The sequence below is a fragment of the Rhodococcus sp. BUPNP1 genome, from assembly GCF_002215235.1.
Taxonomy (GTDB): domain Bacteria; phylum Actinomycetota; class Actinomycetes; order Mycobacteriales; family Mycobacteriaceae; genus Rhodococcus.
Map to the genome: position 1 here is coordinate 1 of NZ_NERM01000008.1, position 23,822 is coordinate 23,822.

Here is a 23,822-nt window from a genome sequence, read left to right on the forward strand (position 1 = left end):
ACCAGGGCACCGAGATCGTGCCGGTCGATTTCCTCGGCCTGGCCCGTTCCGGCGACGACCTGCCCGCCCGCGACGGGCAGACGAGCATGCAGGTGCTGGTGCTGGCGAACATGTTCGCCCAGGCCAAAGTGTTGGCGTTCGGCCGTGATGCGGACGAGGTGCGTGCCGAGGGCGTCGACGAGGCGTTGGTGGCGCACAAGGTGATGCCCGGCAATCGGCCGTCGACGACGATCCTCGCCCCGGAACTGACCCCCTCGGTGGTGGGGCAGATCATCGCCTTCTACGAGCACCAGACCTTCGTCCAAGGCGTCGTGTGGGGGATCGACTCGTTCGACCAGTGGGGCGTCGAACTCGGCAAGACCCAGGCCACCGCCCTGCAGGCCGTGCTCGCCGGCGACGACACCCCCGATACCGGGGACGCGTCGACCGATCACCTGATCGAGGTCTACCGCAACCTGCGCGACGGAGCCTGACCGCGCCCTGCCCGAGACGTCAGGCAGCCTTCGGATCGGACCAGGCCGTGGTGGTCCGGACCCGGCCGTGCGTGTCGACGAGACGCGCCGGCAGGTCGTACTGTTCGAGCCAGGACAGGGCTCCGATGCCCCGCTGCAAGGCCGTCGCCGCGGCCGCATCGGCCCACACCGCGTCGGGAGCGATGACGCTGACGAGACGCCACCGCTCTGGATCGGCGACGTCGCTGGCGTGCGACGCCATCGCCGATCCGGCCGGCAGTTCGACCGAGCCCCGATCCGGGAGCGGCACCTGCCATCCCCCGGCCGGCGCGTGCCCCGCGGTGGCCATGACGTCGCCGATGCGCACGAGCGCCCCGCATTCGAGCAGGTTCGCGACGAGCGCCGCGGAGTAGTCGACAGTGTCGGCCACGGCCGTCGCGCCGAGTTCGAGGCTCACCCCGAACGGGGCGAGCACGATGTCTCCGTCGATCTGCACGTCGCGGTAGGTGGGGATGGGATGGATCGGTGGGATGGCTCCGGCGTCGACCGCAGCGTCGTCGGAGTCGACCGGGGTGACGGCCCCGCCCGTCATGCGGGCCGCCCACAGCGCCGACCGCACCATCGACGCCAGTCGAGGGCTCATCGTGACCGGAGTGCCCTGCGCGAGGTTCACGGAGTGGATCTCGGCGTCGCCCCGACGGCTGTCGCTCACCGCCTCGGACTCGGCGACGACGCCGCGCACGATCATGCGGGCACGGTGCAGTGCATGCGGCTCGGTCACCGCGAGTGCGATCTGCCGACCCCACTCCCACCATTCGTTGCTGCCGATCATGACGGGCTCCACCCGTGGTCGATTCCTCGCAGGACGTATTCCAGTATGCCCGCGACCTGCGACAGGTGACAGCGCCGCAGAATCGGACCCGCGCCGTCAGATCCGGTCGAGGATCGCGGCGGTGTCCACGCCGGTCGGCAGTGTGCCCATCGCGATGCCCCAGTCGTCATCGAGCCGGCTGCGGCAGAAGGCCTCCGCGACGGCGGGATGCCCGTGCCGGACGAGCTGCGCGCCCTGCAGGACCAGGGCCATGAGCTCCACGACCCGCCGTGCCCGGTACTCGGCGTCCTCGAGGTCGGCGAGCTCCTTGCCCACCCGGGCGATGGCCGAATCGAGGCGCGGATCGGCGCCTTCCGCAAGTCGGACCTCGGTGAAGAACGCCTCGACCGTGTCGGGTTGGCGGGCCATGGCGCGCAGCGCGTCGAGTGCCGCGACGTTGCCGGATCCTTCCCAGATCGACATGAGCGGCGACTCGCGATACAGCCGCGGCATGCCCGATTCCTCGGCGTAGCCGTTGCCGCCGAGACATTCGAGCGCTTCGGCGGCGACCGCGGGCGCCCGCTTGCACACCCAGTACTTGGTGACGGCCAGCGCGATGCGGCGTAGGGCGGCTTCCTGCTCGTCCCCGGCTGCGCGGTCGGTGGCCCCGGCCAGGCGCATCATCATCGTCGTCGCGGCATCGGATTCGACGACGAGATCGGAGAGGACGTTGCGCATGAGCGGCTGGTCGACGAGCAACGCGCCGAACGCCTTCCGGTGACGGGCGTGATGGACCGCGCGCAGCGTCGCGACCCGCATGTTCACGGCCGAGCCGATGACGCAGTCGAGTCGCGTCATGTTCACCATCTCGATGATGGTGTTGATGCCGCGGCCTTCCGGGCCGACGAGCCAGCCGATCGCGTTCTCGTACTCGATCTCGGACGAGGCGTTCGACTTGTTGCCGAGCTTGTCCTTCAGTCGCTGGATGCGGATGGCGTTGCGGGTGCCGTCCGGCAGGACGCGCGGGAGCAGGAAGCACGACGGTCCGTGCTCGGTCTGCGCGAGCGTGAGGAACAGGTCGGACATCGGCGCGGACGTGAACCACTTGTGCCCGACGATCGTGTACGAGCCGTCGGCGTTGGGGGTCGCGGTGGTGGTGTTGGCGCGGACGTCGGAACCGCCCTGCTTCTCGGTCATCGACATCCCGGCGATGAGGCCGCGTTTCGTGGAGGGTTCGCGCAGTCCGAAGTCGTAGTGCGGCGCGGCCAGCAGCGACTCGTAGCGCTCGGCGAGTTCGGCGTTGTGGCGCAGCGCCGGGACCGCGGCGTAGGTCATCGAGATGGGGCACATGTGCCCGGCGTCGGTGTGCCCCCACACGTAGAACTTCGCGGCGCGGGCGACGTGCGCGCCGGGACGCGGGTCGCGCCAGGGGGCCGCGTGCAGGCCGTTCTCGACGGCGACGGTCATCAGGTCGTGCCAGTGCGGATGGAACTCGACCTCGTCGACGCGGTGACCGTAGCGGTCGTGGGTGTGCAGCACGGGCGGGTACTCGTTGGCGAGCCGCCCCCAGTCCTGGGCACGGGTGGTGCCGGCGAGGGCGCCGAGTTCGCGGACCTCGTCCTCGGCCCAGCTCGCGCCCTCGCGGCGCAGTCCTTCGAGCAGGGCCGCATCGTCGGCGGCCGGGTACGGCTCGAGATCCGGTACCTGGTTGAACACCTCGTGGGTGGCGGGGAAATTCACGGCTTCACTCCTGAGTCGTTCCGGAAGGCAGGTGCCCCGCCGCTCGCAGTGCGAGGGCGACGAGGTCGGGGACGGTGGATCCGGCCGCGCTGTCTCGAAGGCGACCGTCGGCCGCGCCCGGCAGACGGCCGGTGAGCACCTCACCGACGGCCCCGACGAGCGCGGCGGCGGTGAGTTCGACATCCTGTTCGGGGAATTCACCGGTCGCGATGCCGTGGCGCACGGCGTTCGCGAAGGCCGCCGCGAAGGCGCGGCGCAGCACGAGCCGTTCGGCGTCGACCGCGACGTCGACCGGTTCGGCGAGCAGCGCGTAGGCGAGGGTGGGATTGCGCAGGGCACGGCGGGAGAAGGTGTCGACCACCGCGCTCACCCGGTCGGTGCCGGATCCGGTTGCGGCCGCGGACGTCACGGCCTCGACCTCCCGCTCGCACAGTTCCCGGAAGATCCGCACCACGAGATCGGACTTGTCGACGTAGTGCCGGTAGACGCTGCCGGTGGCGACACCGGCCCGTTCGGCGACCGCCGAGACGGACAGTCCGCTGTACCCGCGTTCGCTGAGCAGAGACACGGCGGCAGCGGCGATCGCCTCGCGCTGCGCGTCGAGTCGCTCCTGCACTGCGGGTGTCCGCCGGTACGCCACACCAAGGATTGAACCTCGGTTCAGTGCTTCGGTCAACGGTCGGCGCTACGGTCGGGATTGTGAATCGCCTGAGCGTCGTGGACGAGATGTTCCTCCACCGCCACAAAGGAACCGGCCTGCCGTCGGTGATGCAGGGTCTGTGGCGCACCGACGAGACCGTGGACGCGACCCTGTTGCTGTCCCTTCACGACGTGCTGTCCGAAGGCCCGCTCGGTCGCCGCGTGGTCCGTCCCCGTGTTCCCGGCGCACGCCCCCGCTTCGAACCCAACACGCACGTCCATCCGCTGCGCTATCCCGCGACTCCCATCCCCGACGACGAGCTCCTCGATTGGGCCGACGAGCACGCGAACGTGAACGTCGATCCCGAGCTCGGTCCCGGCTGGGCTCTCGCCGCGACCCGCCTCACAAGTGGCGGCACCGCACTGTCGATCGTGTGCTCACATGTCCTGACCGACGCGCGGGGATTCGTCCGCGCGGTCGCCGACGCGCTCGCCGACCGGCCGCGACGACCCGACCCCGGTCGCCATTCCGATCTGCGCGATGCGATGCAGCTGTTCCGGAAGGTCGGCAGCGGACTGCGCCGCGTGAAGTACACGCCCCGCACGGAGAAGCCCCCCGCGCCGCAGACGGTGCGCTCGCGACCGCGCACCGCGCTCGTCGACGTCGACGCGGCGCAGTGGAAGGCCGTCGCCGCCGCGAAGGACGGCAGCCCGAACGCCCTGCTGCTCGCCGTGTCCGCCGGTGTCGCGCGACGCGCCCGGATCCCGTTCCCCGTGCGCATCTCCGTTCCGGTCGACGACCGGAAGGACGGAACCGTCTCCAACGGCGTGTCGATGGTGGGGATCTCCGTCGACGACGGCGACACGCTCGCCTCCATCCGCGCCCGCGCCGCGCACGCCTACTCGCAGCCGCGGGAAGGAGCGCCGCACAACATGCCGGCCGAGATCCTGCAGCTCCTGCCCGACCGCCTCGCCGCCCGTGTCGCGCGAGGTGCGGGCGAGCGGGACCTGTTGTGTTCCAACATCGGTGCGGTGCCCCGCGAACTCACGACACTGGGCCCGTACCGCACCACCGGGATCGCGATGCGCGCGATGCACCCGGGTCTCGACACCCGGCCGGCCCGCACCGCGACCCGCCTGTCGGTCTACGCCTGCCACACCGACGAGCGGTACACCCTCGCGTTCGTCGCCCTCGACGAGGAGCGCTTCCCCGACACCGCGACGCTGCGCACCTACGTGCTGGCCGAGCTCGCGGACCGGGGACTCGAGGCCCACTCCTGGTGACGCCGACGGTGGAGGTGGCGGCTACCGTGACGCGCCGTCACGTACAGTGCGGAGCATGACGCCCGAGACCCACGTCACATTCGCCGACGGGACCGTCCGCGGCACCCGGCTCGGCGACCTCCTCGCCTGGCGCGGCATCCCCTACGCCGCTCCCCCGGTCGGTCCGCTGCGGTTGCGCGCGCCGCAACCCGTCGAGCCCTGGACGGGGGTGCGCGATGCGACACGGTTCGGCAATGCCGCCCCGCAGCGTCCGCGCTACGCCGAGACCGGGCGTCGCGGAGTGCGCGTGCGTCCCGACGAGGACTGCCTGACCCTCAACGTGCTCGCCCCCGCAGGTCGTGTCCACGCGCCGCGACCGGTCATGGTGTTCATCCACGGCGGCGCGTTCACCCTCGGCACGAGTGCCCTGTCGGTCTACGGCGGCGAGTCGCTGGTCCGGCGCGGCGACGTCGTCTACGTGTCGATCAACTACCGCCTCGGATCGCTCGGCTATCTCGACTTCGGGTCCTTCTCCACCGACGACGTGCGTTTCGATTCCAATCTCGGTCTGCGCGACCAGGTGGCGGCGCTCGAATGGGTGCAGCGCAACATCGCGGCCTTCGGCGGCGACCCCGACAACGTGACGATCTTCGGCGAGTCCGCCGGCGGCACCTCGGTGACGACCCTGCTCGCGACCCCCTCCGCGCGCGGACTGTTCTCCGCCGCGATCGCGCAGAGCCCGGCACCGAATCTCGTCGTCACCGCCGAACGCTCGGCCGAATGGGGCCGCAAGTTCGTCGAACTGCTCGGCGCCGATCCGGATACCGCCGCTCGGGCGCTGCTCGACGCCTCCCCCGTCGAACTCGGACGGGTGGGATCGCGACTCGGGGCCCAGGTACTGCGCGCGACCCCCGGTCTGCATCCCTTCGGCCCGGTCGTCGACGGCGATTTCGTTCCGCTCCAGCCACTCGAGGCGTACGAGACAGGCGCGGCACATCCCGTTCCGCTCGTGCTCGGGACGAACGACCGCGAAGGTGCGCTGTTCCCGAAGTTCCTCGACGCGCTTCCGACGAACCCGCGGCGGATCGACGCGCTGTTCGCCGCGACCGATCCGGAGGCGAAGGATCGCATCACGGCGGTCTATCCGGGATATCCGGACGAGCGTGCCGCGATCGATCTCGGCGGCGACCTCACCTTCTGGTATCCGTCCGTGCAGATCGCGCAGGCACATTCGCGTTTCGCGCCGACCTTCATGTACCGCTTCGATCTCGCGCCGCGACTGCTGCGGTGGACGGGCTTCGACGCGACGCACGCGGTGGAGTTGCTCGCCGTCTTCGACCAGACCGACGAACCGCTCGGCCGGGCGCTCACGGCGCTCGGTGGGCGACGTGGTCTGCGGAGGGTCGCCGGGTCGATGCAGCGCCAGTGGCTGAACGTGGCCCGGCACGGTGAACCACTGCCGTCGTGGCCGCGCTACGACGAGAAGGACCGCGCAACAGTGATTTTCGACGAGGTCACGCGCATCGAGCACGATCCGCGCCGCCAGCGCCGACTCGCGTGGGAGGGCTACCGCGGGTACACCGCTCCGGCACCTGTGCAGTAAGCGTCGCTACTCGACGCGTGCAGTGAGCGCCGCTACTTGGCGACGGTGAGCAGGAAGGCGACGTCCTCGATGGCGCTGACGCTGTGCCGGACCAGCGGGATGATGATCATGTCGCCGGCCGAGCCCTTCCACACGTCGTTGCCGGCGACGAGCTGGAGCTGGCCCGACAGCACCTGCAGGGTCGCCTCGCCGGGGCTGTCGTGCTCGCCGAGTTCGTGGCCGGCGAGCAACGCGACGACGGTCTGCCGCAGGTGCTTGGTATGCCCACCGAAAACCGTCTGGGAGCTGCGTCCGCTGCTGGACGCCGCTGCGAGTTTGAGCTGCTGCCGTGCCAGGGCGGTCAACGAGAGCTTGTCCATGTACCGCAGTATCGCTCAGATGCCGCCGCGAGAACTCAGCTTCGCGCGTACCGGATCCAGCGGAACCTGATTCCCTTGGTGGAGGTCATCCATTCCCCGGCCTCGGCCACCCACTCGGCGCCGATCGGGGGTGCGGTCGCATCTCCTGCGACGTCGAGGTCCACCTCGGTCACGAGCAACTGCGTCGCGAACGGCATCGCCTGCGCGTAGATCTGGCCCCCGCCCATCACGACGACCTCGTCCTCACCGGCGAGCGTCAGCGCGTCCTCGAGGCTCATCGCGGTCTCGGCGCCCTCGGCCGACCACTCGACGTTGCGGGTGACGACGATGTTCCGGCGTCCCGGCAGCGGCCGGAACCGCACCGGGAGCGAATCCCAGGTGAGCCGGCCCATGATCACCGGCTTGCCCATCGTGGCGTCCTTGAAGAACGCCATGTCCTCGGGGATGTGCCACGGGATGGTGTTGTCGCGGCCGATCACACCGCCGCGTGCCTGGGCCCAGACGAGGGTGACATCCCCCATCAGACGGCCACCGGCGCCTTGATCGCCGGATGATGCCGGTAGCCGACGACCTCGACGTCCTCGTAGCGGTAGTCGAAGATCGAGTCGCGCGGGTGCAGCTTCAGCGTCGGGTAGGGATACGGATCGCGGGTGAGCTGCTCGGTGACCTGCTCGATGTGGTTCGAGTAGATGTGGCAGTCGCCGCCGGTCCAGATGAACTCTCCCGGCTCGAGTCCGGTCTGCTGCGCGACCATGTGGGTGAGCAGCGCGTAGCTGGCGATGTTGAACGGCACGCCGAGGAACATGTCGGCGCTGCGCTGGTAGAGCTGGCAGCTGAGCTTGCCGTCGGCCACGTAGAACTGGAAGAAGGCGTGGCACGGCATCAGTGCCATCCGGTCGAGCTCGGCCACGTTCCACGCCGAGACGAGGATGCGCCGCGAGTCGGGGTTGCTGCGCAGGGTCTCGATCACCTGGCTGATCTGGTCGATGTGCTGCCCGTCGGGGGTGGGCCACGAGCGCCACTGCACGCCGTAGACCGGGCCGAGGTCACCGTCGGGTGCGGCCCACTCGTCCCAGATCGTCACGCCGTGCTCCTGCAGCCACTTGACGTTGGAGTCGCCGCGCAGGAACCACAGCAGTTCGTAGACGATGGACTTCAGGTGCACCTTCTTCGTGGTGATCAGCGGGAAGCCCTCGGACAGATCGAAGCGCATCTGGTGGCCGAACAGGCTCCGCGTGCCGGTTCCGGTACGGTCGGCCTTCTCCGCGCCGGTCTCGAGGATCAGGCGCAGCAGGTCTTCGTAGGGCGTCGACACAGTCACGAGCGCAGTCTATCGGGGGCTCGAAGGTGTCCGTCGCCACCCGCGAACGGCCCGGCGACCGTAGCCTGTTCCCATGCCCGAGCTCCCCGAGGTGGAAGCACTTGCGGTGTTCCTGCGCGAGCACGCGGTCGGCAGCGTCGTCGGACGCATCGACGTCGCGGCGCTGAGCGTGCTGCAGACGGCCGACCCGCCGATCACGGCGCTGCAGGGACGCGACATCACCGGAGCGGCGCGCTTCGGCAAGTTCCTCGCGATCGACTGCTCCGGGCTGCATCTGATCACGCACCTGTCGCGCGGCGGCTGGTTGCGCTGGCTCGACGAACCGTCGCAGACTCCCCCGAAACTCGGTCGCGGTCCGCTCGCCCTCCGCGTGCACCTGTTCGCCCCCGACGCGACGACACCGGCCTTCGATCTCACCGAGGCCGGCACGAAGAAACGCCTCGCGGTCTGGGTCGTCGACGATCCGCAGCAGGTGCCGGGCATCGCCCGCCTCGGCCCAGATGCACTCGCCCTCACCCGCGACGAGTTCGCCGAGCTCCTGACCGACAGCACCTCGCGTCTCAAGACGCTGCTCACCGATCAGAAGGTTCTCGCGGGGATCGGCAACGCCTACTCCGACGAGATCCTGCACGTCGCGCAGCAGTCGCCGTTCGCGGCGGCCGGCAAGCTCACCGACGACGAGGTGACCACGCTGTACGGGACGATGCGGTCGGTGCTCACCGACGCCGTCACCCGCTCGGTCGGGCAGGACGCGGCGCGCCTCAAGGGAGAGAAACGGTCGGGGCTGCGCGTGCACGGGCGTACCGGCGAGCCGTGCCCGGTGTGCGGCGACACCGTCCGCGAGGTCTCCTACACAGACCGCTCGTTCCAGTACTGCCCCACCTGCCAGACCGGAGGGAAGGTCCTCGCCGACCGGCGGATGTCCCGCCTGCTGAAGTAGCGTGCGCGCCGTGCAGGCCCGTCCCCGTCTCCGCGAAGAAGTGCGCACCCTGGCGCCGGGTTACTTCGCCTTCGTCATGGCCGGCGGCATCGTCTCCACCGGCCTCCATCTCCGCGGTTTCCACTTCGCATCGGCCGCGCTGCTGATCGTGTCCGTGATCGGATACGCGACGCTCGTGGCCATGTCGGTGTGGCGGTTCCTCGCGTTCCGCGACGAGGTCCGCGCCGATCTCGCCGATTCCGGGCGGGCGTTCGGCTTCTTCACCTTCGTCGCGGGCAGCAACGTGCTCGGCGTACGGCTGATGATGGACGGCCGGCATTCCACCGCGGCGGTGCTGCTCGCGGGCGCGGCGGCGACCTGGCTGGTACTGGAAAATGTCGTCCCGTGGACCGCCGTGCTCGGCACGGCGGAGCGTCCCGTCCTCGCGAAGGCCAACGGGACGTGGTTCATCTGGGTCGTCGCCAGCGAATCGGTGGCCATCGCCGCGGCCACGCTCCAGCCCGTCTACCGCGAACTCGACCGGCTCCTCGCCGCCGTCGCGGTGTTCACCTGGGGTGTGGGCCTGTTCCTGTACGCGGCGGCGGGCATCTTCGTCGCGGCGCGGATGCTGCAGTACCCGCTGCGTCCCACCGACCTGACCGCACCGTACTGGGTGTCGATGGGAGCGTGCTCGATCACCGTCGTGGCGGGCTCACGCATCGTCGAGATGGACGACGCCCCGATGGTGGACGCGACCCGCGGACTGATCGCGGGCCTCGCCGTCGTCATCTGGGCCTTCGCGACGTGGCTGCTGCCGCCTCTCGTCGCGGCCGGTTGGTGGCGTCACCGCGTCCATCGGGTGCCGCTGACCTACGACTCGGCCCTGTGGTCGATCGTCTTCCCGCTCGGCATGTACGCGGTCGCGGGGATGTATCTGGGTCGCGCCGACGATCTGCCGCTGGTCGGGGCGATCGGTGCCGCCGAATTGTGGGTCGCGGTGGCGGCCTGGGTCGTGGTGTTCGCCGCGATGCTGCACCGCATGTGGGTCCGGCTCACGCGGCCGGTCGAGCGCGACCGACCGTGACCGCCCGCGCGCGGGCACGCCCCATCTCGCCGTACCAGCGGACGGCGAGCACGACGGCCAGGGCCACACCGACCGCGTCGCCGCCGTAGTACATCAGCTGGGCACCCGCCTGCAGATCGGATGCGGCGAACATCGTGCCGGGAGGTGACTGCGCGTACAGCGTCTTCGCCAGCACTGCATGAGCCGCGCCGGCCACGAGCAACACCACCGCGAGATGCGCGAGACCGTACCGGCGGCGGAGCGGATCGAGGCGGCAGATCGCGACGGTGAACAGCATCCCGGCGGCGAAGACGTGCAGGTGGACGACGGTCGCGACGAGCGGGTCGTCGTGCATGGCAGCGAACAGTGGCGTCCGGTAGAGCACCCACAGCCCACCCATGTCCAGCACGGCCGCGACGGCCGGCGCCGTGAGCAGTGCGGCCGGTCGCGAATGCAGCACGGTGAGCAGACCCGCACGTGCGCCTCCCACCGGGACGGTCCTCAGCAGCAGCGTCATCGGCCTGCCCAGCACGATCAGCAGGGGTCCGACCATCCCGACGAGCAGATGCCCGGCCATGTGCGCGGTGAACGGACCACCGGGCAGAGGGAACACCGCCGTCGTGACGAGAGGCAGCACCGCTGCCGCAGCGACGGCGCCGGCACCTGCGGCGACACTCGCGTCACGCCACCACGGCCAGGCGTCGCCGCGTCGACGCAGCCGCACGGCCGCTCCGATGTACAGCGCGACGGCCACCGCCGCCGCGAACAGAACGACGAGAGCGAGCGCTCCCGGTCCCGCCTGTGCCGGATGGTCGTGCACCGACGGCTCCTATCCGTCCGAGAGCCCGGTGGGGCGCGCGCTCCGTCGCGCCGACCACCACAGGAGCGCACCGGCGACGAGGAACACGAGAGCCCCTGCGATCCAGGCCAGGTCGTAGGGCCACACGTCGACGTCGTAGCGGATCTGGTGGACGCGGAACACCTTGTGGTTCACCAGCCCGTCGAACAACTGGAACGCGCCCGCTCCCATGAGCAGCGCCGCCCAGAAGTGCCGTACCGCCAGGGCGTGCCTGCGGCGCACATCCGCGAGCAACGCGAATCCCGCTACGAGAACCAGCAACTCGGCGGTGTGCAGCAGACCGTCGGACGCGAGACCGACCGCGGGTGTGGAGCGATCGTAGAAGTGGTGCCAGCCGAGGATCTGGTGGAAGACGATCTCGTCGATCGCCGCCATGAGCGCCACACCGAGCAGGGCACCACTGATCGCGGAGTGCCGCACCGAGATTCCGCCGTATGTGTCTCCGGGTCGAGTCGCTCCCGTCATCACTCCCTCACCGTGCCGTCCGTAGGACTCCGCCCTGGGAATACGGGTTGTTCCGATCCCGCGGCGGGTACCCGAGCGGTCATGCTGAGAAACGCAGTGTGGGAAGGCCTGGTCGCCGGTGCGGCCGGCGTCGCCGCCATGACCGTCGGGGAGAAGATCGAGCAGGCCGTCACCGGGCGACCGAACTCCCACGTGCCGGGCCGCGTACTCGCACGGCTGACGGGCGCGTCCGAATCGGCCGGGCAGCACTCGACCGCCCTGAACTGGGCGATGCACTTCGGGCAGGGCATCGCACTCGGCGTCCTGCGTTCGGTCATGGCCGAGGTCGGCTTGCGGGGGCCGCTCGCATCGTCGAAGTTCACCGTCGTCCGTCTCACCAACGATCAGATCCTCGAGAACGCGACCGGCGTGGGAGCACCGCCGCAGACGTGGCCCCGTTCGGAGCTGGCGATCGACGTCCTCCACAAGAGCGTCTACGGCTTCGTCACCGGTGCCGTCGCCGACGCACTGGCCGCCCGCCGCGGTCCCGGCCCGGGCGGGCGGCATGCCGCGCTCGTGCCCGGTCGCCATTCCGACATCGGCCCGATCCCCCGCAGCGCGGCGGCCGGCCGGTAGAGGTACGGAGCAGCACGCGCGACCTGCGGCACGGAGCACAGGCGACCTGCTGCGGAGCACGGAGGCCCGAGGAGACGTCGCCGACGCGGCGGTTACCGTATCGGTGTGAGTGTCGAACCGCTGGACACCGGCACCGTGGCCGGTCACCTGCATCTTCCCGAGGGCAGCCCGCGAGGTGCCGTCGCGTTGACGCACGGCGCCGGCGGCAACTGCGACGCCCGGATCCTGCAGTCGATGTGCTGCCGGTTCTCCGACGCCGGCTTCCTCGCCCTGCGCTACGACCTGCCGTTCCGCCGTCGCAAGCCGAAGGGTCCTCCGCAGCCGTCCCGCGCCGCGGAGGACCGTGAGGGGGTGGCCGCCGCGGCCGCGGAGCTGCGCGAACGCGTGTCCGGGCCCCTGCTGCTCGGCGGCGTCTCCTACGGCGGCCGCCAGACGTCGATGCTCGCGGCCGACGAACCCGGCATCGCCGACGCCCTCGTCCTGCTGTCCTATCCTCTCCATCCCCCGGGCAAGCCGGAGAAGCTGCGCACCGAGCACCTGCCGAAGATCTCGATGCCCACGGTGTTCGTCCACGGCGACCGCGACCCCTTCGGTACCTTCGACGAACTGCGGGAGGCACTCGATCTCCTGCCCGCGGCCACGACCCTCGTCGAGGTCACCGGGGCCGCACACGACCTGAGCCGCGCGAAGACGGATCCCTCGGAATCCGCCGTATCCGCCGCGCTGCACCTGCTGGAAGAGAAGAAGTCATGATCGAACCCACCGACGTTGCCATCGACACGCTGCTCGCCGAGCTCCGCGACCGGCTCGACGACTCCGTCGACGCCCCGACGACCCTGCGCGGACTGCTCGAAGCGGTGCTCGTCGTGGGATCGGGTCTCGAACTCGACTCCATGCTCCAGCGCATCGTCACCGCCGCGACCGCCCTCCTCGACGCCCGCTACGGCGCGCTCGGTGTGCGCGCCGCCGACGGTGGTCTGTCGGAGTTCGTGTACGTCGGGATCAATCCGACGCAGCGCGAGGTGATGGGCCACCTGCCCGAGGGTCGGGGCATCCTCGGTCTGCTCATCAACGATCCCCGGCCGGTCCGCCTCGGCGACCTGTCGAAGCATCCCGCCTCGATCGGCTTCCCGCCCAACCATCCGCCCATGAAGAGCTTCCTCGGAACTCCGATCATGGTGCGCGGCAAGGTCTTCGGCAGCATCTATCTCACCGAGAAGCTGGGCGCACCCGAGTTCACCGAAGAGGACGAGGTGATCCTCAAGGTGCTCGCGATGTCCGCCGGTGTGGCCGTCGAGAACGCGCGCCTGTTCGAGGGCTCCCTCGCCCGCGAGAGATGGCTCACCGCAATGGCATCCATCAACTCCCGGTTGCTGATGGGTGGGTCGGTGGACGAGACACTGTCGATGCTCACCGGCCAGGTCCGCGAACTCGCGCGGTGTGCGGGCGCCTATGTGGTGCTCGTCGACGGGCATCACGGCAGCCTGCAGGCCGCGTCCCCCGCGATCCCGTGCGGGAAGGACAAGCGTTTCGATCTCACCGGATCGCCTGTGCTCAAAGCACTCAAGAGCAGGCAGCCGATGCACCTCGACACTCTCGAGGGACTGCCGCCGACGGAACAGGGCGACGAGGGTCACGCGGTGGTGCTGCCGCTGTCGGCGACGTCGACGGTCACGGGCGTGCTCGTCGCGACCCGCGAGGCCGGTACCGAACCGTGGGACGACGAGGACGTGGCCCGCTTCGAATCCATGGCGAACCTCGCGGCCGTGGCCCTCGAATTCGCCGAACAGCAACGCAAGAAGCGGTTGCTCGACGTGCTGGCCGATCGCGATCGCATCGCACAGGACCTGCACGACAACGTCATCCAGCGCCTGTTCGCCACGGGTATGAGTCTGCAGAGCGCGACCGCGGACGGAGCGGACAACGAACGCATCGTGGAGGTGATCCGCCACGCGATCGAGCAACTCGACCGGACGGTGCGCGAGATCCGCACGACCATCTTCGATCTGCACACCACCGGCGCGGCGGCGTCGAACAGCCTGCGCCGGAGACTGCTGGACGTCGTGGGCGATCTGAGCATCCACTCCGCGGTGGCACCCAACGTGCAGTTCGTCGGCCCCATCGACACACTGGTGCCGATGCGCATCCACCCGCACGCCGAAGCCGTGCTCCGCGAGGGGCTGAGCAACGCGCTGCGTCATTCGCAGTCCGACAACATCTCGGTGTCGGTCTCGGTTCAGGACGACTTCCGGATCGAGATCCTCGACGACGGCACGGGTCTGCCCGACACGCCTCGCCGCAGCGGCCTGGCGAACCTCGAGCGGCGCGCCGTGCAGTGCGGCGGGACGTGCGAGATCGGCCCCGCCGATCCGCGCGGCACCCGGGTGCTGTGGGCGGTCCCGCTCTGACGGGACCGGTCCCGCACCCGTCGGACTAGGACGTCGGCTTGCCGCGCTCGTTGCGCAGTTCGGTGGCGAGCACCGCGGCCTGAGTGCGGCGCTGCATGCCGAGCTTCGCCAGCAGGCGCGAGACGTAGTTCTTCACGGTCTTCTCCGCGAGGAACAGCCGTTCGGCGATCTCCCGGTTGGTCAGGCCCTCACCGATGAGCTCGAAGACGGCGCGTTCCTGCTCCGACAGCTCGGCCAGCGGATCGGCCGTACGCGACGCCCGGATCCGTTCCATGAGGGCGGCGGTGGCACGGCTGTCGAGCAGCGAGCCGCCCTCACCGACGGTGCGGATCGCCGAGACGAGATCGGTGCCGAGGATCTGCTTGAGCACGAAACCCGAGGCACCGGCCATGATCGCGTCGAAGAGCGCCTCGTCGTCGGCGTAGGAGGTGAGCATCAGGGCGCGCAGGCCCGGCATGCGGGTACGCAGCTCGCGGCACAGTTCGACACCGTTGCCGTCGGGGAGCCGCACGTCGAGCACCGCGACGTCGGCGCCGCTCTCGGGCACGCGGGCCAGGGCCTCGCCCACCGAGGCGGCCTCACCGACGACGGTGAAGTCGGGCACGCTGCTCAGCAGATCCACCAGGCCGCGCCGCACGATCTCGTGATCGTCGACGAGGAACACGCGGGTCATCTCGGGCACCTTTCGTTGACATGCTGTCCCGTCATTGTCCCAGGTGTACCGCGATACCCACGTCCTCGGGGCCGTTCGACACCCATCTGGGGACCTTCTCCCCCTGCCCCGCGGGCGCCGCTCGGGAGACGCTGGAGGGGCAGAGGTGGACATGTGGGACGAACGAGCCGACGAGGAGGATGTCGTGACTGTCGATGCCGGAACCTGGTCGCTCGGTGACACCGAGATCATTGCGCGTGCGGTGGTGGAGGCACCCTCGGTGCACGACACGCAACCGTGGAATCTGCGCCTGCCCGATCACAGCGCCGAACTGGAGGAACGCCTCGAGTTCGCCGAGCCGGGCCCGGACCCGCTGCGAGTCGACCGGTTGATCTCGTGCGGTACGGCCCTTGCGAATCTCGAGCTCGCGATCCGGGTCCTCGGCAACCGATCGCGCACCTCCGTGCTGCCCGATCCGCAACGTCCGGAACTCATCGCCCGGATCGAGACGCTCGGCTCGGGCACCCCGAGCAGCCGCGACCTGCGGTTGTACGCCGCCATCTCGCACCGTCGCAGCCACCGCGAATCGTTCACCGATATCCCGGTGCCGACGGAGACGCTCGCCGACGTCGTCGCCGCGGCCGGGGAGGTACCCGACATCGACGTGCGCCTGCTCGCCGCCGACGAGTCCGCCGCCCTCGCCCAGGTGCTCGCCTACGCGGCGGAGGCCCGCCGGCGTCACCCGCACTATCAGCGGGAGATGTTCTCGTGGACGTCCCACTGGCAGCCGCGCGGCAACGCCGAGGTGGTCACCACGTGGAGCGCGACCCTCGACGAACACGGCGCGGCCGGCGAGGCCATGGTCACCACCGGGATCCCCGACATCGATGCGCTGGCGGCGGCGATCGCGCGCGAATCGGTGCTGCTGTTCTCCGCCCCGTCGACGTCACCGGCGGATCTGGTCCGGGTGGGTGCGGCGGTGGAACGGTGCTGGCTCGCGGCCATCGACGCGCGACTGTCGGCGTCGGTCGTGACGCATCCCCTGCGCGTCGAAGACGCCGGTTCGCGCCTGGCCGAGATGCTCGACCTGCCGGTCGTGCCGCTGGTGATCCTGCGCGTGGGTTTCTGACGAGAAGAGAGATCGAGGTGACGATGAGCGCACCGACCGAGGATCCGATCGACGATCCGACCCGCGAGTTGTTCCACACGGCGCTGGACATGGCGCAGGCCGCCAAGGCCGGGAACGTCTCCGGGTGGCTGACCGCCCGCTACGAGTGCGGACGCGTCGAGGACGTCGCGTTCGTCCTCTCGCAGATGCTCGGGGTGCTCATCGAGAACGGGGCGATCAGCCGGGGTGTGCATCCGGCCGACGCGTGGAGGGAACTGCGCGAGCGGGGCGTCGACGACTTCGGGTGACGCCCCGCATCGCTCGTCCGCCGGATCGATCCCCGTCCGGGATCAGTCCTCGGTCTCCTTCGACCGGACGACGAGGACCGGGCAGTCCGCGGTCTGGATCAGCGCGTTGCTCGTGGAGCCGAGCAGCAGTCCCTTGAATCCACCACGTCCGCGGGTTCCGACCACGAGAAGCTGTGCGGCCTCGGCATATTCGCTGAGCACTCGCACCGGCCGGTCGCGGGCGACGACCCGTTCGACGGTGACGTCCGGGTACCGCTCCTGGTATCCGGCGAGACGTTCGGCGAGCACGATCTCCTCACCGGTCTGGATCCGGCTCCAGTGCGGGTCCTCGGGGACGGCGCCGAGCGAGGGCTGGACGCTCACGTCGCTCCACACGTTCACCGCGACGAGCGTCGCCCCGCGTGCGGAGGCCTCCTCGAACGCGACCTCCACCGCGTCGCGGCACGAGACCGATCCGTCGACACCGACCACGACGGGCCCCTCCGCCGGCGGCGCACCGTCGAGGGTGCGGCCCCGCACCACGACGACGGGCGCCGTCGCGTGCGAGACGACCGCCGTGGAGACCGAACCGGCGAGCAGACCCTTCACCTCGCCGAGACCGCGCGAGCCGACGACCAGCCGGTCGGCGTGCTCGGCCTCCGCGATGAGCGTGGGCACGACCTTGCCTTCGAGCTGCGCGGTGGTGACCTCGACGTTCCCGTGACGGTTCTCGTCGATGATCTGCCGGGCGAGCACGGCCGCGTTGTCGAGCCGGTCGCGGGCCGTCGCCTTCATCTCCTCGTGGAAGCTCTGCGCGAGGTAGGGCTCGGAGTAGTAGAAGGCGGGGATGTGCACGACGGTGACGATGCGCAACGGCAGGCCGCGGATCGCAGCCGTCCGTGCCGCCCAGCTCACCGCGGTCGTGGACGCGTCGGATCCGTCGACGGCCACGACGATCGGCTTGTTCTCGGTCATCGCACGCGGAACCTTTCTCGGTGGGTCAGCCGCAGATCTGTCGCAGCTGTTCGATCAGTCGCACACGACCTGCGGTGTCGGCCGCGAAGGGGGTGACGTTGAGGGTGGTGACCCCGGCCTCCGCGAAGGCCGCGATACGTTCGCGCACGAAGCCCTCCGAGCCGATCAGGGAGATCGAGCGCAGCAGTTCGACAGGCACCGCCGCGGCCGCCTCCTCCTTCTTGCCGGCCAGGTAGAGCTCCTGGATGGTCTCGGCTTCCTTCGCGTAGCCGTAGCGGATCGCGAGGTCGTTGTAGAAGTTCTTGCCCTTGGCACCCATGCCGCCGACGTAGAGCGCGACCATGGGGCGGACCCAGTCGAGCATATGGTCGACGTCGTCGCCGATCGCGAGCGGGGTCTGGGCGTAGATCTGCAGGTCGCCGAGAGCCGGATCGCGCTTGGCCTTGCCCTTGGCGATCGACTCGCCCCACACCTCGGCGGCCTTCTCCGGGTAGTAGAACAGCGGTTGCCAGCCCTCGGCGATCTCGGCGGTCATCTCGACGTTCTTCGGGCCGAGCGACGCGATGATGATCGGGATGCGCTCGCGCACAGGCTTGTTGATGATCTTCAGCGGCTTGCCGAGACCGGTGCCGCGCTCGGCGGGCAGCGGGATCTGGTAGTGCTTGCCCTGGTGCTCGACCTTCTCGCGGCGCCACACCTGGCGGCAGATGTCGACGATCTCGCGCGTGCGGCCCAGCGGCGCGTTGTAGGGAACGCCGTGGAACCCCTCGATGACCTGCGGACCGGATGCGCCGATGCCGAGCACGAAGCGTCCGTCGGAGACGAAGTCCAGGCCGGCCGCCGTCATGGCCGTGAGCGTCGGTGTCCGGGTGAACAACTGGAGGATGCCGGAGGCGAGCTCGACGCGGGAGGTCTTCGCCGCCAGATAACCGAGCTGGCTCACCGCATCGAACGAGTAGGCCTCGGGCACGAACACGATGTCGAGACCGGCCTTCTCCAGGTCGGCCACCTCCGCCGCGGTCTCCGCGAAACCTCCGCTGTAGTTCAGTCCCATTCCGATGCGCATGCGCCACCTTCGTTCCTGCTGCACACCCCGTTCGGGGCGCGTTCGTCCACGTGCCCCCGAACACTACCGCCGTCAGGTAGTGACCGGTCGCACCACCATCACCGGGCACTGCGCCTCGCGCATGAGCGCGTTTCCGGTGGAGCCGAGCACCATCCCCTTGAAGCCACCCCTGCCCCGGGTACCGACCACGACTAGCTGGGCTTTCCCGCTCCAGGACCGCAGGTGGGCGCGGGGGCCGTCGACGTAGACCTTCCGGTGGACCGTCACGTCCGGATAGCGCTCGCCGTAGCCCGCGAGGCACTCCGACAGCAGGGAGTGCTCGTACTCCTCGAACGCGCGGGGATCGAAGTCGAGGGGCGACTCGTCGATCTCCCCGACCTTCAGGTCGCTCCAGACGTGGACGGCGACGAGGTCGACCCCGCGCCAGGACGCCTCCTCGAACGCCAGGTCGACCGCGTGGCGGCTCGCGGGGCTGCCGTCCACACCGACGACGACGGGACGCTCGTCGGGGACGGGCCCTTCCGGTCCCCGCACCACGACGACCGGGCATTCGGCATGACCGGCGACGGAGACCGGGGTGGAACCGAGGAAGGCCTCCCCCAGCTTGGTGCTCCCGGTGGCACCGAGGACGATCATCCGCGACGTGCGGGACAGCTCGACGAGCCACTTGGCGCTTCCGGTGAGCGCGAGCTCTGCGGTGATCTCGAGATCCGGCGCCACCGACTCGGCGGTCTCCGCGGCCTCCTTCAGGAGCGCCTGCGCCTCGGCCTCACTCCACTCGAAGACCTGCGAGGGACGGAAGAAGGGAAGTTTCGTCCAGCCCGACGGCGCGAAGTCCACCGCGTGGACGAGATGCAGCGGAATCTTCCGGCCGGCCGCGGTGGCCGCGGCCCACCTCACCGCCCGCTCGGAGGCCGGGGAGCCGTCCGCACCGACGGTCACGTGGTTGTGGTCGCGGGGTGCCTCACCGAGTGGTTTCACGCCCCCGAGACTAGTCGGATCCGCTACGTCCGGATACGGACTTTGGTCATCGTGTCGAGATTCCTTTGATTGCAATGCATTCCGGCAACAGCGATCTGCGTCACATCAAATTGTCATTTGGGATGCGAATTTACTACCGTGAGGTCATGCAACTCACCCGGTTCACCGATCTAGGACTGAGAGTTGTGATGCATCTCGTCGCCGGCCCGGCGGAGAGTATGCCCAGCACCAGAACGATTGCAGACCAGCTCGATCTGTCGTACGCACATACGACGAAGGTCGTCGCCCGGCTCGGCGAGCTCGGAGTGGTCACCACCCGCCGCGGACGCGGTGGAGGCCTGACCATCACCGAACTCGGCCGCACGGCGAGCCTCGGTTGGCTCGCCCGAGCCCTCGAGGGTGAAGAAGAGGTCGTCGAGTGCGAAGGAGCGAAGCCGTGCCCCATGCGTGGCGGTTGCAGCCTCCGCTCCAGGCTCCGCGCCGCACAGGACGCCTTCTACGCCGCTCTCGACGACGTCACGATCGCCGACCTGGCGACCCCTGACGCCGGCCCGGTCCTGCTCACTCTCGAACCACCCACCGGCCGCTGACCCACGGCGAGGCCGCCGGTGCAGCCCGTCACGACACACACGAGGAGACACACCATGCCGCTCTCACCCGAATCCAAGGACGTCATCGCCGCGACCCTCCCGGCGGTGGGAGCCGCCATCGGCGACATCACCCCGCTGTTCTACAGCAAGATGTTCGCCGCCCACCCCGAGCTCGAACGCGATCTGTTCAACCGCGGCAACCAGAAGCAGGGTGAGCAGCAGAAGGCACTCGCCGGATCGATCGCGGCGTTCGCGACGCTCCAGCTCGATCCCGATCCCGCCCGTGTCGAGGCGATCCTGTCCCGCATCGCCCACAAGCACGCCTCGCTCGGTATCAAGCCCGACGAGTACTGGATCGTCCACAAGCACCTCTTCGAGGCGATCGTCGAAATCCTCGGAGAGGCAGTGACTCCCGAGGTCGCGAAGGCATGGGACGAGCTGTACTGGCTGATGGCCAACACTCTCATCTCGATGGAGGCCGATCTGTACCGGGCCGCGGGTGTCGAGGCCGGCGACGTCTGGCGCACCGTCCGCGTCGCCGACCGCGTCCACCAGTCCGCCGACACCGTCTCGTTCGTCCTCACCTCGCTCGACGGCTCCCCGCTGCCCACCTTCCGTCCGGGCCAGTACCTCTCGGTCGGCGTCCACCTCCCCGACGGCGCCCGCCAGATCCGTCAGTACAGCCTGTCGAGCGCACCCGCGAAGGGCGACTGGCGCATCACCGTCAAGCGGGTCCTCGAGACCACCGCACCCGACGGCACCGCGCTTCCCGCCGGTGAAGTGTCGAACTTCCTGTACAACAATGTCTTCGAGGGCGACGAGCTGGAGGTCACCACCCCCTTCGGTGATCTCGTGCTCACCGAGGACGACACTCCGATCCTGCTGGCGTCGGCCGGTATCGGATGCACCCCGATGATCGGCATGCTCGATCACCTCGCCGGCGTCGGCGACGAACGTCCCGTCGCGGTCCTGCACGCCGACCGGTCGGTCGCGAGCCACGCCCACCGCCGCGAGCTCGAGACCCTCGCCGAGAAGATCCCGTCGGCCCAGCTGTACCGCTGGTACGAGGATCTCGGCAACCGTCAGCCGCTCGAGACGGTCCGCGTCGGACGCGCCGACATCTCCGATCTGCCGCTCGACCCGAAGACCCAGGCCTACCTGTGCGGCCCGCTGCCCTTCATGCTCTCGCTGCGCGAGGCCCTGATCGAGCGCAACGTCCCGGCCGAGAACATCCACTACGAAGTGTTCGGACCCGACAGCTGGGCGCCTGCCTCCTGATCCGACCCGATCCGATCGCGGTGCCCCGGCCGAGTCTGCCGGGGCACCGCTGCATTCGCGGCTAGGCTGCACCCATGGACTCCGCCGCGGCTGTTCGCCACCCGGCCCCGTCCCGGCGTAGCAGTGTTCTGGCACTGATCGGAGTCCTCCTCGTGGCGGGCCTCGTCGCCTTGTTCCCCGGATCCGACGAGCCGCTCGGTGCAGACGCTCCCGCCGATGTCTTCAGCGCCGCCCGCGCCGGCGAACACATCGACGCGATCGCCGGCGGCCCACGACCGCTCGGGTCGCCTGCCCACGCCGATGCCCGTGACCATCTCGTCGCCGTCCTCGAGGAACTCGGGTGGTCGACCCGCGTCGACTCCGGTGTCGGATGGATGGCGCGGTCCGGTGAGGCGACCCAACGCGGCGCCCGCGTGCAGAACATCGTGGCGACCCGGGACGGTACCGATCCCACGGGCACCGTCGTGCTCGCCGCCCACTACGACACGGTCCGGGGCTCCCCCGGCGCGGGCGACGACGGGATCGGCGTCGGCACGGTCCTCGAGGTCGCTCGTGCGATCGACTCCGGCCCTCCCCCACGGAACGACGTCGTCGTCCTGCTCACCGACGGTGAGGAGAACGGTCTGCTCGGCGCCCACCGGTTCGTGGGCACGGAATCCGTCCGGGCCGGTCCCGTCGTCGTGCTCAACCACGAGGCCCGCGGGAACGCCGGTACGCCGACGACCTTCCGGATCACCTCACCGAACGGCGTCCTGATCGACAGCCTGGCGGGGGCACCGGGCGCGAACGCGGATTCCCTCACCGAACTGATCTTCGAGGCGCTGCCGAACGACACCGATTTCCGTCGCTTCGCCGAGCACGGCCACCACGCCCTCGACACGGCGATCTCCGCGGGATCGGCGTACTACCACAGCCCTCTCGACACCCCCGACCGTCTCAGCAGGACGTCGCTGCAGCACATGGGCGACACCTCCCTCGCGACCGCCCGCACGCTCGCCGGATCGGATCTCGCGACCGTCGACGACGGCGGCGACCAGGTCGTGACGACCGCGCCCTGGGGACTGCTCCACATGCCGCGCTGGGCCGAGGTGGTCGGCGCGATCGTGCTGGCCGCCATCGTGGGGGCGATCGTCGTGCTGCGGGTGCGCCGCGGTGAGGCCTCGGCCTGGCAGGTCGGCGCGGCCGTGGCCGTGGCCCTGCTCGCCGCCGTGCTCGCGGCGGGCGCGGCGTGGCTGCCCTGGTGGATCGTGCAGACCGTCGATCCGGGCACGGCCGCGCCGGTCGCCGACGAGCCCTACCGGCCGGGTGTCTTCCAGTTCGCGGCGGTCGTCGCGGCTCTCGGCGTACTGCTGATCGCGCGATCGTGGTGGGGCCGTGCCCGTCCGGCCGCCGCGCTCACGTGCGGAGCGTTCACGCTCGTCGCGGTGCTCGCTCTCGCCGGTATCCCCTTCGCCGGTGTGCCGCTGACGCTGCTCGTACTCGTCCTGCCGACAGCGCTGGGTCTGCTGGTGGCGCTGCTGCTCCCGCAGCGCGACACGGTGTGGCCGCTCGTCGCGATCGCGCTCGGTGCGCTCGGCTCGGTGATCTTCGGCCTGCCCGCCGTGCTGGTGTCGTTCGACGCCGGACTCCTCTACGGGGCACCGGTGGCCGGTCTGTTCGTCGCCTTCACGTTCGCCGCGGTGCTCCCGCTGTGCGAGCCGTTCGCGTCGACCACCCGCGGGCTCGTCGTCTCCGCGACCGGCACGATCGCGATCGTCGTGGTGGGCACGCTGCTCGCCGGCTATCTCAACCGGGACGGTGCGACCGATCCCCGGCAGGAATACCTCTGGTACTCGCTCGACGCCGACCGGAGTGCCGCGGTGTGGGGATCGCCCGACGGCCCGCGATCCGACTGGAGCGAAGGCCTGCTCACCACCGGGCCCGAACCGCTCCCCACCGCCTTCCCGTGGCGGGAGCACCGGCCGATGTACCACGGGCCTGCCCCGGTCGCCGAGCTCGAGGCGCCCGAGGTCGAGATCCTCGAGGACACGACCGGCGGAAGCGCCCGGAAGATACGACTGCGGTTGAGTTCACCGAGGGACGCCCAGGCCGTCGGACTGTGGATCGACAACACCACCGCCCACGTCCACGGCGCAACGGTGGACGGCTTCCGCGCCGAACCGTCCGACGACTTCGGTTTCCTGTTCTGGGCTCCCGGCCCCGACGGGATCGAGGTCGAGCTGACGCTGAGCATGCTCGAGAGCCGTCTCGGCATCCGCGTCGCCGATCTCGGTGACGATCTCGGCGAGGTACCCGGTTTCGAGCCGCCCGCCGATCGCGTCGTCGTCCAGCCGACGGTGGCCGTGACGCGGACCCTGCAACTGTAGGG

24 protein-coding genes and 1 pseudogene are annotated in these 23,822 nt (G+C 69.9%); 13 read left to right on the top strand and 12 right to left on the bottom strand.

Annotated elements, in window-relative coordinates; all coding sequences use genetic code 11:
* Window positions 1–473 (top strand): annotated as a pseudogene (locus B9C99_RS10100) (glucose-6-phosphate isomerase); the annotation flags it as partial.
* A 19-nt stretch (window positions 474–492) separates the two neighbouring features.
* Here the strand turns inward: B9C99_RS10100 and B9C99_RS10105 are convergent.
* The 3 genes from B9C99_RS10105 to B9C99_RS10115 form a co-directional block, all read right to left on the bottom strand.
* The gene (locus tag B9C99_RS10105; protein WP_026061135.1) at window positions 493–1,284 is read right to left on the bottom strand and encodes an FAD:protein FMN transferase; all 792 of its coding nucleotides are present in this window, start codon (window positions 1,282–1,284) and stop codon (window positions 493–495) included.
* A 96-nt stretch (window positions 1,285–1,380) separates the two neighbouring features.
* A complete protein-coding gene (locus B9C99_RS10110) occupies window positions 1,381–3,003 on the bottom strand; it encodes an acyl-CoA dehydrogenase family protein (protein WP_088897737.1) in 1,623 nt (540 codons plus the stop codon).
* 4 nt (window positions 3,004–3,007) lie between these two features.
* Window positions 3,008–3,643, bottom strand: coding sequence for a TetR/AcrR family transcriptional regulator (locus B9C99_RS10115; protein ID WP_088897738.1), 636 nt, complete (start codon window positions 3,641–3,643; stop codon window positions 3,008–3,010).
* Window positions 3,644–3,702: 59 nt separating this feature from the next.
* Here B9C99_RS10115 and B9C99_RS10120 point away from each other — a divergent pair, with 59 nt between their 5' ends.
* Both B9C99_RS10120 and B9C99_RS10125 read left to right on the top strand, forming a co-directional pair.
* Window positions 3,703–4,926: a hypothetical protein gene (locus B9C99_RS10120; RefSeq protein WP_088897739.1), complete on the top strand. Its 1,224-nt coding sequence runs from the start codon at window positions 3,703–3,705 to the stop codon at window positions 4,924–4,926.
* 55 nt (window positions 4,927–4,981) lie between these two features.
* On the top strand, window positions 4,982–6,508 hold the full coding sequence (locus B9C99_RS10125; protein ID WP_088897740.1) for a carboxylesterase/lipase family protein: 1,527 nt from the start codon (window positions 4,982–4,984) through the stop codon (window positions 6,506–6,508).
* Window positions 6,509–6,540: 32 nt separating this feature from the next.
* Here B9C99_RS10125 and B9C99_RS10130 read toward each other — a convergent pair whose 3' ends face one another.
* From B9C99_RS10130 to B9C99_RS10140, 3 genes are read right to left on the bottom strand one after another with little or no spacing between them, the layout of a single operon-like run.
* Window positions 6,541–6,867: a cupin domain-containing protein gene (locus B9C99_RS10130; protein ID WP_016692188.1), complete on the bottom strand. Its 327-nt coding sequence runs from the start codon at window positions 6,865–6,867 to the stop codon at window positions 6,541–6,543.
* Window positions 6,868–6,902: 35 nt separating this feature from the next.
* Entirely contained in the window at window positions 6,903–7,388 is a 486-nt protein-coding gene (locus B9C99_RS10135) for a dihydrofolate reductase (RefSeq protein WP_016692189.1), read from the bottom strand.
* Window positions 7,388–8,188 carry a thymidylate synthase gene (locus tag B9C99_RS10140; RefSeq protein ID WP_026061136.1) on the bottom strand — a complete coding sequence of 267 codons (801 nt, stop codon included), beginning with the start codon at window positions 8,186–8,188 and terminating at the stop codon, window positions 7,388–7,390. The genes B9C99_RS10135 and B9C99_RS10140 overlap by 1 nt, the downstream gene beginning before the upstream one ends.
* 73 nt (window positions 8,189–8,261) lie before the next feature.
* On the opposite strand from B9C99_RS10140, the gene B9C99_RS10145 reads away from it, so the two are divergent.
* Both B9C99_RS10145 and B9C99_RS10150 read left to right on the top strand, forming a co-directional pair.
* A complete protein-coding gene (locus tag B9C99_RS10145; protein ID WP_088897741.1) occupies window positions 8,262–9,128 on the top strand; it encodes a DNA-formamidopyrimidine glycosylase family protein in 867 nt (288 codons plus the stop codon).
* Window position 9,129: 1 nt separating this feature from the next.
* Window positions 9,130–10,191, top strand: coding sequence for a tellurite resistance/C4-dicarboxylate transporter family protein (locus B9C99_RS10150; RefSeq protein WP_172414910.1), 1,062 nt, complete (start codon window positions 9,130–9,132; stop codon window positions 10,189–10,191).
* On the opposite strand, the gene B9C99_RS10155 is transcribed toward B9C99_RS10150, so the two are convergent.
* Window positions 10,160–10,990 carry a cytochrome c oxidase assembly protein gene (locus B9C99_RS10155; RefSeq protein WP_088897742.1) on the bottom strand — a complete coding sequence of 277 codons (831 nt, stop codon included), beginning with the start codon at window positions 10,988–10,990 and terminating at the stop codon, window positions 10,160–10,162. The genes B9C99_RS10150 and B9C99_RS10155 overlap by 32 nt on opposite strands.
* Window positions 10,991–10,999: 9 nt before the next feature.
* Entirely contained in the window at window positions 11,000–11,449 is a 450-nt protein-coding gene (locus tag B9C99_RS10160; RefSeq protein WP_253250027.1) for a DUF2243 domain-containing protein, read from the bottom strand.
* Window positions 11,450–11,575: 126 nt separating this feature from the next.
* Here B9C99_RS10160 and B9C99_RS10165 point away from each other — a divergent pair, with 126 nt between their 5' ends.
* The 3 genes from B9C99_RS10165 to B9C99_RS10175 all read left to right on the top strand — a co-directional run bounded on the left by B9C99_RS10165 (window position 11,576) and on the right by B9C99_RS10175 (window position 14,517).
* On the top strand, window positions 11,576–12,109 hold the full coding sequence (locus B9C99_RS10165; RefSeq protein WP_088897744.1) for a hypothetical protein: 534 nt from the start codon (window positions 11,576–11,578) through the stop codon (window positions 12,107–12,109).
* A gap of 105 nt (window positions 12,110–12,214) precedes the next feature.
* On the top strand, window positions 12,215–12,862 hold the full coding sequence (locus tag B9C99_RS10170) for an alpha/beta family hydrolase (RefSeq protein WP_088897745.1): 648 nt from the start codon (window positions 12,215–12,217) through the stop codon (window positions 12,860–12,862).
* On the top strand, window positions 12,859–14,517 hold the full coding sequence (locus B9C99_RS10175; protein ID WP_088897746.1) for a GAF domain-containing sensor histidine kinase: 1,659 nt from the start codon (window positions 12,859–12,861) through the stop codon (window positions 14,515–14,517). Before B9C99_RS10170 ends, B9C99_RS10175 begins: the two co-directional genes overlap by 4 nt.
* A gap of 25 nt (window positions 14,518–14,542) precedes the next feature.
* Here the strand turns inward: B9C99_RS10175 and B9C99_RS10180 are convergent, their stop codons facing one another.
* Complete coding sequence (locus B9C99_RS10180; protein ID WP_033096942.1) at window positions 14,543–15,190, bottom strand: response regulator transcription factor; 648 nt, start codon at window positions 15,188–15,190, stop codon at window positions 14,543–14,545.
* A gap of 151 nt (window positions 15,191–15,341) precedes the next feature.
* On the opposite strand from B9C99_RS10180, the gene B9C99_RS10185 reads away from it, so the two are divergent.
* Together B9C99_RS10185 and B9C99_RS10190 are read left to right on the top strand one after the other, a co-directional pair.
* Window positions 15,342–16,298 carry a nitroreductase family protein gene (locus B9C99_RS10185; RefSeq protein ID WP_051032983.1) on the top strand — a complete coding sequence of 319 codons (957 nt, stop codon included), beginning with the start codon at window positions 15,342–15,344 and terminating at the stop codon, window positions 16,296–16,298.
* 17 nt (window positions 16,299–16,315) lie between these two features.
* Window positions 16,316–16,585 carry a hypothetical protein gene (locus B9C99_RS10190; protein WP_016692199.1) on the top strand — a complete coding sequence of 90 codons (270 nt, stop codon included), beginning with the start codon at window positions 16,316–16,318 and terminating at the stop codon, window positions 16,583–16,585.
* Between the two features lie 42 nt (window positions 16,586–16,627).
* On the opposite strand, the gene B9C99_RS10195 is transcribed toward B9C99_RS10190, so the two are convergent.
* The 3 genes from B9C99_RS10195 to B9C99_RS10205 form a co-directional block, all read right to left on the bottom strand.
* Window positions 16,628–17,539 carry a universal stress protein gene (locus tag B9C99_RS10195; RefSeq protein ID WP_016692200.1) on the bottom strand — a complete coding sequence of 304 codons (912 nt, stop codon included), beginning with the start codon at window positions 17,537–17,539 and terminating at the stop codon, window positions 16,628–16,630.
* Between the two features lie 25 nt (window positions 17,540–17,564).
* Window positions 17,565–18,605: an LLM class F420-dependent oxidoreductase gene (locus B9C99_RS10200; protein WP_088897747.1), complete on the bottom strand. Its 1,041-nt coding sequence runs from the start codon at window positions 18,603–18,605 to the stop codon at window positions 17,565–17,567.
* A gap of 72 nt (window positions 18,606–18,677) precedes the next feature.
* Window positions 18,678–19,586: a universal stress protein gene (locus tag B9C99_RS10205; RefSeq protein WP_016692202.1), complete on the bottom strand. Its 909-nt coding sequence runs from the start codon at window positions 19,584–19,586 to the stop codon at window positions 18,678–18,680.
* Between the two features lie 146 nt (window positions 19,587–19,732).
* Here B9C99_RS10205 and B9C99_RS10210 point away from each other — a divergent pair, with 146 nt between their 5' ends.
* The 3 genes from B9C99_RS10210 (at window position 19,733) to B9C99_RS10220 (ending at window position 23,820) form a co-directional block, all read left to right on the top strand.
* On the top strand, window positions 19,733–20,176 hold the full coding sequence (locus B9C99_RS10210) for an Rrf2 family transcriptional regulator (RefSeq protein ID WP_026061139.1): 444 nt from the start codon (window positions 19,733–19,735) through the stop codon (window positions 20,174–20,176).
* A gap of 54 nt (window positions 20,177–20,230) precedes the next feature.
* Complete coding sequence (locus B9C99_RS10215; protein WP_088897748.1) at window positions 20,231–21,454, top strand: globin domain-containing protein; 1,224 nt, start codon at window positions 20,231–20,233, stop codon at window positions 21,452–21,454.
* A gap of 74 nt (window positions 21,455–21,528) precedes the next feature.
* Window positions 21,529–23,820: a M28 family peptidase gene (locus B9C99_RS10220; protein WP_088897749.1), complete on the top strand. Its 2,292-nt coding sequence runs from the start codon at window positions 21,529–21,531 to the stop codon at window positions 23,818–23,820.
* The last annotated feature ends 2 nt before the right edge of the window (window positions 23,821–23,822 follow it).

Excerpts from the sequence above, each read along its gene's own strand:
- B9C99_RS10105 (WP_026061135.1), bottom strand. The coding sequence starts at position 1,284 with ATGATCGGCAGCAACGAATGGTGGGAGTGGGGTCGGCAGATCGCACTC.
- B9C99_RS10125 (WP_088897740.1), top strand. The coding sequence starts at position 4,982 with ATGACGCCCGAGACCCACGTCACATTCGCCGACGGGACCGTCCGCGGC.
- B9C99_RS10130 (WP_016692188.1), bottom strand. The coding sequence starts at position 6,867 with ATGGACAAGCTCTCGTTGACCGCCCTGGCACGGCAGCAGCTCAAACTC.
- B9C99_RS10135 (WP_016692189.1), bottom strand. The coding sequence starts at position 7,388 with ATGGGGGATGTCACCCTCGTCTGGGCCCAGGCACGCGGCGGTGTGATC.
- B9C99_RS10145 (WP_088897741.1), top strand. The coding sequence starts at position 8,262 with ATGCCCGAGCTCCCCGAGGTGGAAGCACTTGCGGTGTTCCTGCGCGAG.
- B9C99_RS10165 (WP_088897744.1), top strand. The coding sequence starts at position 11,576 with ATGCTGAGAAACGCAGTGTGGGAAGGCCTGGTCGCCGGTGCGGCCGGC.
- B9C99_RS10175 (WP_088897746.1), top strand. The coding sequence starts at position 12,859 with ATGATCGAACCCACCGACGTTGCCATCGACACGCTGCTCGCCGAGCTC.
- B9C99_RS10180 (WP_033096942.1), bottom strand. The coding sequence starts at position 15,190 with ATGACCCGCGTGTTCCTCGTCGACGATCACGAGATCGTGCGGCGCGGC.
- B9C99_RS10185 (WP_051032983.1), top strand. The coding sequence starts at position 15,342 with ATGTGGGACGAACGAGCCGACGAGGAGGATGTCGTGACTGTCGATGCC.
- B9C99_RS10195 (WP_016692200.1), bottom strand. The coding sequence starts at position 17,539 with ATGACCGAGAACAAGCCGATCGTCGTGGCCGTCGACGGATCCGACGCG.
- B9C99_RS10200 (WP_088897747.1), bottom strand. The coding sequence starts at position 18,605 with ATGCGCATCGGAATGGGACTGAACTACAGCGGAGGTTTCGCGGAGACC.
- B9C99_RS10210 (WP_026061139.1), top strand. The coding sequence starts at position 19,733 with ATGCAACTCACCCGGTTCACCGATCTAGGACTGAGAGTTGTGATGCAT.
- B9C99_RS10215 (WP_088897748.1), top strand. The coding sequence starts at position 20,231 with ATGCCGCTCTCACCCGAATCCAAGGACGTCATCGCCGCGACCCTCCCG.
- B9C99_RS10220 (WP_088897749.1), top strand. The coding sequence starts at position 21,529 with ATGGACTCCGCCGCGGCTGTTCGCCACCCGGCCCCGTCCCGGCGTAGC.